The organism is Pseudomonas sp. zfem003 (assembly GCF_032621675.1).
Classification (GTDB): domain Bacteria; phylum Pseudomonadota; class Gammaproteobacteria; order Pseudomonadales; family Pseudomonadaceae; genus Metapseudomonas; species Metapseudomonas otitidis.
The window spans coordinates 250438-263576 of record NZ_JAVYJG010000010.1; the positions used below are offsets into that span (position 1 = coordinate 250438).

The following is a 13139-nucleotide window of genomic DNA, read 5'->3' on the forward strand; positions in this document are numbered from 1 at the left end:
AGTGGAGATGTTGTACGAGAAACACGCACCTCTGGACTTGGAACTGGTCAAGACCCTCATTGGTGCTACGCCTGAAAGCTGGAACCAGATCGAGATGCACGCAGTACGGGTGGAGGAGGGCGAGTATCAGGGGCTAACTGTAAGGATCAGCAGCCCTGAGGGTAGACAGGACCTACTGGAGCCTGCGGATGAAGTGATCGATCTACTGTATCAACATCTGGATGTATTTCGTGAGCACGGCACACTGTGGCGAGAGCTCTTCTGTTCGGTGTTCCTGAAAGAAGACGGGAATTGGGGTTTCAAATTGAAATTTGAATATTGAGCTGTTGGATGTTTGCGTGCTGGATGTGTAAGCGTCATTTTCTATGTGGAGCTGAAAGTGGTTCGTAGGGCATTGTCCTTTAATAAAATAGGGGGTATTGAGTTTGTCCGCTGATAACGCTCTATCGACGGACTATCGCTCACCCATTCGTGAGCCGCATCACGCGCCCTGCTTTCCTTGCTCCCCCGTCCCGGTTCATCCTTCGCACCTGGCGCAATGCCATGATTTCTGGCCGGCTCGTGGTGGCAAGACCGCGAGCGGCAGCGAGGGAAGCACTGCAGAAGGAGTTGCAGCAGGATGCGTGTGTTGTTCATTCACCAGAATTTCCCGGGGCAATTCCGTCACCTCGCCGCCCACCTGGCGAAGCGGGACGATGTGGAGGTCCTGGCCATCGGTCGCGAGCAGGCGCCGGGGCTGCCGGGGGTGCGGTTGTTGCGCTACAAGCCCCATCGCAAGGCGAGTGCGCAGACGCACCCCTACGTGCGCAGCTTCGAGGATGGCGTGCTGCACGGGCAGCAGGTGCTGCGCCTGTTGCTGGACCTGAAAGCCAAGGGCTATCGGCCGGATGTGGTGGTCGCTCACCCCGGCTGGGGCGAGAGCCTGTATGTGCGGGAGGCGTTCCCGTCGGCGCGGCTGATCCACTTCTGCGAGTACTACTACCGGGCCCAGGGAGCTGACGCGGGCTTCGATCCGGAGTTCCCCCTCGACACCCACGGGGCGGCGAGCATCCGCAGTCGCAACGCGCTGCACCTGCTGAACCTGGAGAACTGCGACCTCGCCATCACGCCCACCCGGTGGCAGCGCAGCCTGCACCCGGCGGCCTACCGTGACGGAATGCGGGTGATCCACGAGGGCATCGACACGGCCAGTTTGGGCCCGGATCCGAAGGCCACCCTGGCATTGCCCGATGGGCAGGTGCTGAGGGCCGGGCAGCCGATCCTCACCTATGTGGCGCGCAACCTGGAGCCCTACCGGGGCTTCCACAGCTTCATGCGGGCGCTGCCGCGCATCCTCGCCGCGCACCCGGGGTGCCAGGTGGTGGTGGTGGGCGGGGATGAGGTCAGCTACGGCAGCCGGCCGAAGGATGCCGCCAACTGGCGCAGCAAGCTGCTGGCGGAAAATCCCATCGACCCGGCGCGCGTGCACTTCCTCGGCAAGGTGCCCTACGCCACCTACAAACAGGTGCTGCAGGTGTCTGCCGTGCACCTCTACCTGACCTACCCCTTCGTGCTGTCGTGGTCCCTGCTGGAGGCGATGGCCAGCGGCTGCCTGGTGGTGGCGTCGGACACCGCGCCAGTGCGCGAGGTGATCGAAGACGGGCGCAATGGGCGGCTGGTGGACTTCTTCGACACCGGAGCCATCGCCGAGCGTGTCGTGCTGGCGCTGTCCGAGCCCGAGCGCTTCCAGGCCCTGCGCCAGCAAGCCCGGGCGACCGCCGCCGGCTATTCCACCCAGGCGGGGATCGCCGGGTATCTGGAGGCCCTCGGGCTCACCTCCGCCTTTGTCGGCGCCTAGGAGGGGGCCAAGCCCCACAGTCTTTTTACCCCGTACCTGTCGCTGGCCATGCCATGACGCCGGGTGCGGGCCTGTTCGGTCGTGGTGACCATCAAAGGAGCAGCTATGGAAATGCAGGGAACACAGGGTAACGACACGCTGATCGGCAGTGACGACAGCGATCGGATCGACGGATTGGGCGGGGACGACCGGTTGGTGGGCGGGGGCGGTAACGACACCCTGACCGGTGGCCTGGGCAATGACACCCTGGTCGGGGGCGCGGGGGATGACGTCTATCGATTCGGTTTCGGCAGCGGGCGGGACGTGATCGAGGACGGTGGTGGTGATTGGGGACGGAGCGTCCTCGCATTCGAGCCGGGTGTGCAGCCTGCGGACGTCACTTGCCGCCAGGTGAACGGCGATCTGGTGCTGACGCTGGCGACCGGGCGTGACCAGGTGATCCTGCGCAACTACTTCTACTCAGCCCAGCCAGGCTCCCCGGACGTCTTCGAGATCCGCTTTCCCGATGGCACCCTGTGGACGCCTTCGAGTGTGATGCAGAGGCTGGAACCCCAGGGGGCGCAGGTGGTGGGCAGCCCCGGTGCTGACACGCTGATGGGCACCGCCGGTGCCGACACGATAGAGGGCCGGGACGGCAACGACCTGCTGAGCGGTGGTGCGGGTGATGACCTGCTGCTGGGCGGAGATGGCGACGACACCCTGGAAGGCAGCCTGGGGTTCGACACCCTTATGGGTGGGCTGGGCAACGACACCTACCGGCTTACCGGACCATGGGGGCAGGTGGTCATCGATGAACCCGTCTCGCTGGCCGGTGGCTTCGATGTGCTCGAACTCTACGACGTGGCCTCGACCGACGTGCGGGTCAATCGCGTTGGCAACGACCTGATCCTGCTGCGCCAGGGCAGCAGCGACCGGATCACCCTGAGCAATTACTTCAACGACGATGTCTTCGGACCCGAGGCCGTCGAGGAGATTCGCTTCTCCGACCAGCTCTGGCGGCCGTTGCAGGTGCTGGAGATGCTGCGCAACGGTACCTCCGGCAACGACAACCTGATAGGCACCCCGCTCGACGATACCCTCGACGGCGGCCAGGGGGATGACCTGCTCAATGGCGGTGGCGGGAATGACCTGCTGCTGGGCGGTGCCGGCAACGACACCCTCGAAGGCAGCCAGGGGTTCGACACCCTGGTCGGCGGCACGGGGAACGACACCTATCGGATTACCGGCAGTTGGGGGCAGGTCCTCATCGACGAGTTGCCTGTCCTGGAGGGCGGCTTCGACGCCATCGAGCTCGATGTGGCCGCAAGCGACGTCATGTTCAGCCGTGCAGGCAATGACCTGATCCTGTCGCGCCGCGGCAGCAGCGACCAGATCATCGTCCGCAGCTACTTCAATCCGGACGTTTTCGCGGCCGAGGCCATCGAGGAGATTCGCTTCGCCGACCAGGTCCTGCGACCGCTCCAGGTCCTGCAGATGCTCGGCGGCGGCACCGCCGGCAACGATACGCTGGTGGGCAGTGATTTCTCCGACACCCTCGACGGTGGCCAGGGTGATGACCTGCTGGATGGCCGCGGTGGTAACGACCTGCTTATCGGCGGTGCCGGTAACGACACCCTGTATGGCGGCGCAGGCGATGACACCCTCAACGGGGGCGATGGCGACGACTGGCTGGACGGCGGCCAGGGCTACAACCAGCTCTCGGGCGGCCTGGGCAACGACACCTATGTGCTGGGCGAAGGCTACAGCGCCATCCTCGAAGTCGCTGGAGGCGGTATCGACACCGTGCGCAGCAGCGTCACCCAGGGGCTGGGCTATGCGCTGGAGAACCTGGTGCTGACCGGCAGTGCCGATGTCGACGGCTACGGCAACGAGCTGGACAACGAACTGACCGGCAACAGCGGCAACAACCGCCTCAAGGGTGAAGCTGGCAACGACCGCCTGTACGGGCTGGACGGCAAGGACACTCTGGAGGGCGGGGCCGGTAATGACAGCCTCTACGGCGGCGCAGGCGACGACAGCCTGCTGGGTGGCGATGGCGATGATTGGCTGGACGGTGGCGAAGGCTTCGACCGGTTGGAAGGTGGGGCCGGCAACGACACCTATGTCGTCAACCAGGCTTCCGTATCGATCCATGAAGCCAGCGGAGCAGGCGTGGACACGGTGCGCAGCAGCGTCAGCCATGGCCTGGGGGCGGCGATCGAGAACCTGGTGCTCACCGGTTCGGCGAACATCGAGGGCTTCGGCAACGAGTTGAACAACGAGCTGACCGGTAATGCGGGCAACAACAAGCTCGAGGGACGTGACGGAAATGACCGTCTCGACGGCGGCGCCGGCAACGACCAGCTCAGCGGTGGCAAGGGTGATGACGTCTACTTCTTCAGCCGCGGCTGGGGTCAGGACGTGGTCACCGACTATGGCGATGGCTTCGACAGCATCCAGTTCGCTGCCGACATCCTGCCGGGTGACCTCCAATTGATACACCAGGGTGACGACCTGCTCCTGAGCCTCAAAGGCACCGCGGACAGCCTGCGCGTGGTGGGGTACTTCACCGGCAACGGCGTGGGTGCTAATGCCATCGAGGAAATCCGCTTTGCCAATGGGGATGTCTGGACGATCACCCAGGTGCGCAATCTGGTATTGCAGGGGAGCGATGGCAACGACCTCATCAATGGCTTCAACACGGCTGATACCCTCGATGGCGGACTGGGCCACGACACCCTCTATGGCGCCGACGGCAATGACCTGTTGATCGGTGGCAGCGGCAATGACCTGCTGGATGGCGGTACCGGCAATGACACGCTGATAGGCGGGCTGGGTAACGACACCTACGTGGTCGACTCCCTGGGCGACGTGATCCAGGAGAGCCCGAACCAGGGCATCGATACCCTTGAATCCAGCATCAGCATCACCTCGCCCTTGCGGGTCAACCTCGAGAACCTGCGCCTGACCGGCAGCGCCAACCTCAATGGAACCGGTAACAGTGCCAGCAACCTGATCACCGGCAACCAGGGCGCCAACTACCTCAGGGGCAATGCCGGCAACGACACCCTCAGCGGCGAAGGCGGCAATGACACCCTGGAAGGCGGCGCCGGCAATGACGTCTACCGCTTCGCCAGGGGCTGGGGGACGGACACGATCGTCAACTTCGAAGCGGGCTCCAATGGCCTGGACGCCATCGAGTTCGCGGCGGGCATCCTCCCCAGTGACATCCGGGCGACCCGGACGGGCAACAACCTGGTGCTGTCGCTCATCGGTACGACTGACCGGATCACCATCACCAACTACTTCAACAGCGACGGCATCAGCTCTTACGCGGTGGATGAAATCCGCTTTGCCAGCGGCACCCGCTGGAGCCTGTCGAACATCAAGTCGATGGTGCTGCAAGGCACCAGCGGCAACGACACGCTCATTGGTTATGCCAGTGCTGACGACATCCACGGAGAGGAAGGCAACGACAGCATCGAAGGGAATGATGGTAACGATATGCTCTTTGGCGGCAGCGGTGACGACCTGCTCGATGGAGGTATTGGCGCCGACCTTCTGGCAGGGGGAAGCGGCAAAGACACTCTGCATGGAAGCTTTGGCAACGACACTCTTGAGGGGGGCGATGGTGACGACCTGCTCTACGGTGACGCCGGCCATGACCGGCTTGATGGCTCTACCGGCGTTGACACCCTGATTGGCGGCGCGGGTGATGACCACTATCGGGTAGATGCCGGAGACAGCGTCATCGAGGCCCTGAATGAGGGGATCGATACGGTCGAGGCTCGGGTCTCCTGGACCCTGGGCGACCACCTGGAGAACCTCGTCCTTGCCGGGCCGGCAGTCGAGGGCATCGGCAACGCGCTGAACAACGACATCCTTGGCAGTGAGGGTAACAACCTGCTGCGTGGGGAGGCGGGTGACGATCGCCTCAACGGTGGGCAGGGCAATGACACCCTCATCGGTGGCTCGGGAAATGACACCTATGTGTTCAATGTCTACTGGGGGCAGGACGTTATCCACAACCAGGACGATGGCATCGGCAAGCGCGATGTCATTGAGTTCGTAGGCTTCACTCCCGCGGACATCAGCTTCCGCCGGCTCGGCGATGATCTGGTATTCGAACGCAGCTACACACCAGAGACTCTCACCGTTGCCGGCTTTTTCCAGGGTGACGGCAAGGGGCCGGGGTCCATTGAGGAGGTCCGCTTCGGCAATGGTGTCGTCCTGACTGGCGATGCAATCCGCAGCAGCCTGCTGAAGGGCACGTCCGGCAATGACACGCTCCTGGGCTATTCCATCGACGACAGTCTTGCCGGGGAAGACGGACAGGATGAGTTGCAGGGCTTTGCCGGCAACGATGTGCTCGACGGCGGAGCCGGTCACGACCGGTTGTACGGCGGTGCCGGAGATGATCGCCTGATCGGCGGCCTGGGTGACGACACCCTGGATGGTGGTGTCGGCAACGATGTCTACCAGGTGGACTCGTTGGGCGACGTGGTGATCGAGGCTGCGAATGCGGGGATCGACACCATCGAGTCCAGCGTGACATTGGTCCTGGGTGCCAATGTGGAGAACCTTGTTCTCACCGGCAGCGCCGCGATCGGCGGTACGGGTAACGGGCTGGATAACCTGGTTATCGGTAATGAGGCTGCCAACGTCATCAGGGGTGGAGCCGGGGCTGATCGTCTGATCGGTGGAGCCGGCAACGATACGCTCAGTGGTGATGCGGGAAGCGACACTTACGTATTCGAACGAGGTTGGGGGCGCGACACCCTGTCCAACTTCGACTCAAGTGCCGGCAAGCACGATGTCATCGAGTTTGGTGCAGGCATCGCGGCCAGCGATATCGTCGTGCGCAGGTCAGGCTCCGACCTGTTGTTGAGCCTCAAGGACAGCAGCGACGTGATCATCTTGCTGAACGTGCATCAGGGAGATTGGAACCGTCTGAACGTCGTGGACGAGGTGCGTTTTGCTGACGGTACGGTTTGGTCGTCAGACCAACTGCGTGCCCAGGCGATGTTGGGGGGCGATGGTAATGACTTCCTGGCGGGCTACAGCTTCGACGACATGCTGGTGGGCGGCTTGGGCAACGATTCGCTGAGCGCCGGCAATGGCAATGACACCCTCGATGGCGGGCAGGGCAACGACAACCTGCAGGGTGGCCAGGGAGATGATGTCTACCTGTTCGAGCGTGGTTGGGGGCAGGACACCATTGCTGACGTGGACGTGGCCACGGGTAGCTGCGATGCCATTGTCTTCGGTGCGGGAATTACGCCTGACGACATCGTTGCCACCCATGCCGATGGCCATCTGTACCTCAAGCTCAAGGGCTCCACCGACAGCATCAAGGTGGTTCACTATTTCCGCTATGACACCCATGTGGTCGAAGAAATACGCTTCGCTGACGGCAGCATCCTGACCCATCAGCAACTGCGTGAGTCGTTCCTGACCGGCGGTGATGGCAATGACGAGCGGATCGGCTTTCCAGTCAGCGATCTGCTCTCGGGTGGGCTGGGCAACGACAGCTTGTATGGAGGCTGGGGCAACGACACCCTGCTTGGCGGACAGGGCAACGACATGCTCTATGGCGGCGGTGACGACGACCTGCTGCAGGGCGGTGCCGGGGATGACGTGCTCAGAGGCGACGCCGGCTCCGACACCTACCTGTTTGGTCGGGGTGACGGTCGTGACCTTATCAGCAACTACGATGCGGGCGTCGGCAGTGTGGATACCCTGCTGTTCGGCGAGAACATCCCGGTAGAGGCGCTCTGGTTCCGCCAGAACGGCAACAGCCTGGATGTCAGTCTGGTTGGTGGTTCGGAGCGGGTGACGATCGAGAACTGGTACAGCGGCAGCGCCTACCACCTCGACCAGTTCAAGTCGGCCGACGGCAAGACGCTGCTGGACAGCCAGGTGCAGAGCCTGGTGGATGCCATGGCCGCGTTCGGCGTACCGCCGGGCGGCGAGGGCAACCTCACGGCGGCCCAGCGCGAGGAGCTGAACCTGGTGATCGCCGCCAACTGGCAGTGATCCCCTGAGCGCGTGACGAGAGGCCCCGCCAACCGGCGGGGCTTTTTCGTTCCGGGGTGGTGAATGAATCCGCCGGCCGATGCTCTACATGCGGCGTGGGATCAGGCCCGGCACGGGCCCCTGTGCTAACCTGCGCCAAGTTTTCCCGGGCCCCGGCGGCCCGTTTCCAGAGGTCATCCATGCATATCCACATCCTCGGCATCTGCGGCACCTTCATGGGGTCGCTGGCGGTGCTGGCCAAGGAGCTGGGCCATCGCGTCACCGGCTCCGATGCGAACGTCTACCCCCCCATGAGTACCCAGCTGGAGGCCCAGGGCATCGAGCTGATGCAGGGCTATGACCCGGCTCACCTGGAGCCGGCGCCGGACCTGGTGGTGATCGGCAACGCGCTGTCACGGGGCAACCCGGCGGTGGAGCACGTGCTGAACAAGGGGCTGCCCTACGTCTCCGGCCCGCAGTGGCTGGCGGACCATGTGCTGCAGGGGCGTTGGGTGATGGCGGTGGCCGGCACCCACGGCAAGACCACCACCACCAGCATGCTGGCCTGGGTGCTGGAATACGCGGGCATGAGCCCGGGCTTCCTCATCGGCGGGGTGCCGCAGAACTTCGGCGTCTCCGCGCGCCTGGGCGGCACGCCGTTCTTCGTGGTGGAGGCGGACGAGTACGACAGCGCCTTCTTCGACAAGCGCTCGAAGTTCGTCCACTACCGCCCGCGCACCGCGATCCTCAACAATCTCGAGTTCGACCATGCGGATATCTTCCCGGACCTGGCGGCCATCGAGCGGCAGTTCCATCACCTGGTGCGGACCATCCCCGGCGAGGGGCTGATCATCCACCCCACTGCCGAGAGCGCCCTGGTGCGGGTGCTGGGCATGGGCTGCTGGACCCCGGTGCAGACTACCGGCGAGGGCGGCCAGTGGCAGGCGCGCCTGCTCAGCGAGGACGGCTCGCGCTTCGAGGTGCTGTTCGAGGGGCAGGTCGCCGGCACGGTGGACTGGAGCCTCACCGGCCAGCACAACGTGGCCAACGCCCTGGCGACCCTGGCTGCGGCCCGCCATGTGGGCGTGGTGCCGGAGCTGGGCGTGGCGGCGCTGTCGGCCTTCCAGAGCGTCAAGCGACGCATGGAGAAGGTGGCCGAGGTCAGGGGCGTGACCGTCTACGACGACTTCGCCCACCACCCCACCGCCATCGCCACCACCCTGGACGGCCTGCGCAAGCGCGTGGGCGATGCGCCGGTGATCGCGGTGATCGAGCCGCGCTCCAACTCCATGAAGCTGGGCGCCCACCGCGACGGGCTGCCCGAGTCGGTGAAGCTGGCCGACCAGGTGTTCTGGTACGCGCCGCCGAACCTCGGCTGGGACCTCGCCGCCACGGTGGCCGGCTCCAGCGTGCCGACCCGGGTGTGCGATTCGCTGGAGGCCATCATCGAGGGCGTGAAGGCCCTCGCGGTGCCGGGCACCCAGGTGGTGATCATGAGCAACGGTGGCTTCGGCGGCCTGCACGGCAAGCTGGCCCAGGCGCTGGAGGGCTGACATGAGCGGCCCTGAACGCGTCACCCTGGCGATGACCGGCGCCTCCGGAGCCCAGTACGGCCTGCGCCTGCTGGACTGCCTGGTGCGGGAGGATCGCGAGGTGCACTTCCTCATCTCCAAGGCCGCGCAGCTGGTGATGGCGACGGAAACCGACGTCACCCTGCCGGCCAAGCCCCAGGCGATGCAGGCGTTCCTCAACGAGTACACCGGCGCCACGCCGGGGCAGATCCGTGTGTACGGCAAGGAGGACTGGATGGCCCCGGTGGCCTCCGGTTCCGGCGCACCGGCGGCGATGGTGGTGGTGCCCTGTTCCACCGGCACCCTCTCGGCCATCGCCACCGGGGCCTGCAACAACCTGATCGAGCGGGCGGCCGATGTGGCCCTGAAGGAGCGCCGCCAGCTGATCCTGGTCCCCCGCGAGGCGCCGTACTCCAGCATCCACCTGGAGAACATGCTCAAGCTGTCCAACCTCGGCGCGGTGATCCTGCCGGCGTCGCCGGGCTTCTACCACCAGCCACAGACCCTCGATGACCTGGTGGACTTCGTGGTCGCGCGCATCCTCAACCTGCTGGACATCCCCCAGGACATGCTGCCGCGCTGGGGCGAGCACCACCGGGTGAGCGATGAATAAAGGCGCACTCGCGCTGTTGCTGGCGCTGGCCCTGCCGGGCTGCGCCAGCGTCACCACCCTCAACGCCGCCAAGCCCGGTGCGCCGATCATCTACTCCGGCACCCGGCTCGATTGGTACGCCCTCCATGACGGTTGTTGCCCCATCGACCGTTTCGGCACCGAGCCTCCGGCCTACCCGGCCGTCGACCTGCCCGCCAGCGCGTTGCTGGACACCCTGCTGCTGCCGCTTTCCGTGGCGGCGGAGCTGGGGATAGGGCTGGGGATTCGCGGCGGCAACTGATTGGGCGTGTTGCGTGCTCCCGGGCTGAAGCTCGGGCTACGTCGCTGTCTGGCGCGAGCGTGAGCCGAGGCTCAGGCCAGGTCCTGGCACACGTCCACCCATTGGGCGGCGACGAGGTCGGCCAGGCGTTCGGGGGCGATGCGCACGGCGCTGTGGATGGCGCCGGCGGCGGGGACGACTTCTTCGAAGGCTTGCAGCGAACGGTCGCAGTAGACCGGCAGCGGGGTGGCCAGGCCGAAGGGGCAGACGCCGCCCACCGGGTGGCTGGTGAGGGCTTCGACGGTTTCAGCGTCGAGCATCCGCGCCTTGGCGCCGAAGGTTTCCTTGAACTTGCGGTTGTCGATGCGGGCATCACCGCGGGCCACCACCAGCACGGCATCCTCGCCGACGCGGAACGCCAGGGTCTTGGCAATACGGCCGGGCTCGACGCCGTGGGCCTCGGCGGCCAGGGCGACGGTGGCGGTGCTGGTTTCGAGTTCGATGATGGCGATGTCCGGCGCCTTGCTGGCGAAGAAGGCGCGCACGGATTCCAGGCTCATGGGATCGGTCCTTGGTCGTAGGTCAGCACGCCAGGTCGCGGACGTCGGGCAGGCTGTCGGCGAGCCCGTAGCGACCCTTGGCGTCGCGGGTCACCCGGCCGATGGCGACGGCCGGGTCGTGGGTGAAGACCAGACGGCCATTGCGGGCCAGGAGGTCGGCCAGCAGGGCCTCCTTCTCTTCGATCAGGCCCTCGGGGAAGCGGTCGTAGCCCATGGTGATGGGCAGGTGGACCCAGGGGGCGCCGGGGATCAGGTCGCCGCTGAACACCACCGGGCCGTCGGGCATCTGCACTTCCGGCAGGAGCTGGCCGGGGGTGTGGCCATCGCTCCAGTGGAAGCGCCAGTCGGCGCCGAGGGTGGCGCTCTGTTCGCCGTCGTCCAGCAGCTCCAGCCGCTCGCTGGCCTGCAGCAGCTCCAGCAGTTCGGGAATGTAGGAGGCGCGGTCGCGGGCGTGGGGCATGCAGGCGCGCTGCCACTGGCGGCGGCCGGTGATGAAGCGGGCATTGGGGAACAGCAGGCGCAGCGGCTGGCCGTCTTCCCAGGGGGCGAGCAGGCCGCCGGCGTGGTCGAAGTGCAGGTGGGTGAGCAGCACCACGTCGATGTCGGCATGGTCGAGGCCGACGGCCGCCAGGCTGTCGAGCAATACGTGGTGGCTCTCCTGCACGCCGTAGCGCTGCTTCAGGTCCGGGGAGAAGAAGGCGCCGATGCCGGTTTCCACCAGCACGTTGCGTTCGCCTTCACGCACCAGCAGGGCGCGGCAACCGAGGTCGATGCGGTTGAGGGCATCCGGGGCCATCCAGCGTTCCCAGAGGGCGCGCGGGGCGTTGCCGAACATGGCGCCGCCGTCGAGTTTCTGGCTGTTGCCGGTGAGGGTGGTGAGGGTGCGCATGTCGGTCCCTGTCTGCGGGCGGAGCGGGCAAGGCTAACCCGAATGCCGGGGCGCCGGTCAATCCGCCCAGCCGCTGTAGACGAAGGTCATGGGGCGCGGGCCGGGCAGGTAGCGGGTGTTCAGCTCGCCGATGCGGAAGCCGCCGGCCTCGATCAGGCGGGGGATGTCGCGGTCCAGGTGGCAGCCCCCGGCCAGCGGTTTCCACAGCGGGGTGAGGCGTTGCTGCCAGCGCACCACGCCGGGGTCCGGGGCCAGGCCGTGCTCGGCGAAATGCAGGCGGCCGCCGGGCTTGAGCACGCGGCGCATTTCCCGCAGGGCGGCGACGGCGTCGGGGATGGTGCAGAGGGTGAAGGTGCAGACGATGCTGTCGAAGCGGCCGTCGTCGGCGCGGATCTCGCCCAGTTCCAGGGCAATGGTCTCCACCGGGATGGCGATGGCGGCGGCGCGCTGCCGGGCCAGGGCCTGCATCTGCGCGGCGGGGTCGACGCCGGTTACCCGGCTGACCCGCTGCGGGTCGTAGAAGGCGAGGTTGAGGCCGGTGCCGATGCCGATCTCCAGCACCTCGCCCTCGGCGTTGGGCACCACCTGGGAGCGGGTCTTCATGACGTGGCCCATGCCGCAGGCGTAGTCGATCAGGCGCGGCAGGATGTGGCGGTCGTAGAACTGCATGGGCGTTCCCTTCCTGGGGCTGCGGAGCTGTCCACCCTACAGGCGCGGTCGGTTGGGTGTCGCGGGCGTTCCGGCCAAGGCCTGGGGCGCTTCAGCGGCCCAGGCGGCGCAGTTCGTCCGATTCCACCACGCGGGTGCCTTCGCCGGTCTCCAGGGCCAGGCGCCAGAGCGCGCGGGCCAGGGTGCAGGCTTCGATGCCCCGGTACTTGCCGGGGATCAGGCGCATCAGCGGGGCGGCGAGGCGTTCGCCGAGGCGGAATTCCTGGCGCGGGCCGAGCAGCAGGGAGGGGCGGGCAAGGGTGAGTTGCGGCCAGCCCTGGTCGCGCAGGGCGTCTTCCATCTCGCCCTTGACGCGGTTGTAGAAGACCGAGGAACCGCGGTCCGCGCCGAGGGCGCTGATGACCAGGTAGTGCCGTGCGCCCAGCTCCCGGGCGCGGCGGCCGACAGCCACCACCAGGTCGAGGTCGATGGCGCGGAAGGCCTCCTGGGAGCCGGCCTGGCGGATGGTGCTGCCCAGGCAGCAGAAGGCGGTGTCGACGGGGCCGCCGAGCTGGGGCAGCAGGTCGGCCAGCTCGCCCACCGGGTTTTCCAGGCGTGGGTGGGCGGCGAGCGGGCGGCGCGAGGGGGCGAGCACGCGCTCGACGGTGCGCTCGTTGAGCAGGCGGTCGAGCAGGTGCTCGCCGGTGAGGCCGGTGGCGCCGGCGAGCAGGATGTGCTGGGGCGTCAGGTGCATGGTGGCTGTCTCTC

Annotated in this window: 10 protein-coding genes; 6 read left to right on the plus strand and 4 right to left on the minus strand. The window is 66.2% G+C overall.

All coding sequences use genetic code 11. The features are described 5' to 3' along the window. Position 1 precedes the first annotated feature (1 nt). The 6 genes from RTK35_RS24080 (at position 2) to RTK35_RS24105 (ending at position 10295) form a co-directional block, all read left to right on the plus strand. Complete coding sequence (locus RTK35_RS24080) at positions 2 to 322, plus strand: hypothetical protein (RefSeq protein WP_316909184.1); 321 nt, start codon at positions 2 to 4, stop codon at positions 320 to 322. A 297-nt stretch (positions 323 to 619) separates the two neighbouring features. Beyond that, positions 620 to 1837, plus strand: a complete 1218-nt coding sequence (locus tag RTK35_RS24085; protein ID WP_316909185.1) for a glycosyltransferase family 4 protein — start codon at positions 620 to 622, stop codon at positions 1835 to 1837. Positions 1838 to 1942: 105 nt separating this feature from the next. Beyond that, positions 1943 to 7852, plus strand: a complete 5910-nt coding sequence (locus RTK35_RS24090; RefSeq protein WP_316909186.1) for a calcium-binding protein — start codon at positions 1943 to 1945, stop codon at positions 7850 to 7852. Positions 7853 to 8031: 179 nt separating this feature from the next. After that, positions 8032 to 9384, plus strand: coding sequence for a UDP-N-acetylmuramate:L-alanyl-gamma-D-glutamyl-meso-diaminopimelate ligase (gene mpl, locus RTK35_RS24095; RefSeq protein ID WP_316909187.1), 1353 nt, complete (start codon positions 8032 to 8034; stop codon positions 9382 to 9384). A 1-nt stretch (position 9385) separates the two neighbouring features. Then, positions 9386 to 10015 carry a flavin prenyltransferase UbiX gene (gene ubiX / locus RTK35_RS24100; RefSeq protein WP_044410813.1) on the plus strand — a complete coding sequence of 210 codons (630 nt, stop codon included), beginning with the start codon at positions 9386 to 9388 and terminating at the stop codon, positions 10013 to 10015. After that, complete coding sequence (locus RTK35_RS24105) at positions 10008 to 10295, plus strand: YceK/YidQ family lipoprotein (protein ID WP_074973208.1); 288 nt, start codon at positions 10008 to 10010, stop codon at positions 10293 to 10295. Before ubiX ends, RTK35_RS24105 begins: the two co-directional genes overlap by 8 nt. Before the next feature lie 71 nt (positions 10296 to 10366). Here RTK35_RS24105 and RTK35_RS24110 read toward each other — a convergent pair whose 3' ends face one another. The 4 genes from RTK35_RS24110 to RTK35_RS24125 form a co-directional block, all read right to left on the minus strand. Continuing rightward, positions 10367 to 10834: a YbaK/EbsC family protein gene (locus RTK35_RS24110; RefSeq protein WP_316909188.1), complete on the minus strand. Its 468-nt coding sequence runs from the start codon at positions 10832 to 10834 to the stop codon at positions 10367 to 10369. Positions 10835 to 10856: 22 nt separating this feature from the next. Then, positions 10857 to 11723, minus strand: coding sequence for an MBL fold metallo-hydrolase (locus RTK35_RS24115; protein ID WP_279803877.1), 867 nt, complete (start codon positions 11721 to 11723; stop codon positions 10857 to 10859). A 57-nt stretch (positions 11724 to 11780) separates the two neighbouring features. Then, positions 11781 to 12392, minus strand: coding sequence for a class I SAM-dependent methyltransferase (locus RTK35_RS24120; protein ID WP_044410802.1), 612 nt, complete (start codon positions 12390 to 12392; stop codon positions 11781 to 11783). A gap of 91 nt (positions 12393 to 12483) precedes the next feature. After that, positions 12484 to 13125, minus strand: coding sequence for an oxidoreductase (locus tag RTK35_RS24125; RefSeq protein WP_044410799.1), 642 nt, complete (start codon positions 13123 to 13125; stop codon positions 12484 to 12486). Positions 13126 to 13139 lie beyond the last annotated feature (14 nt).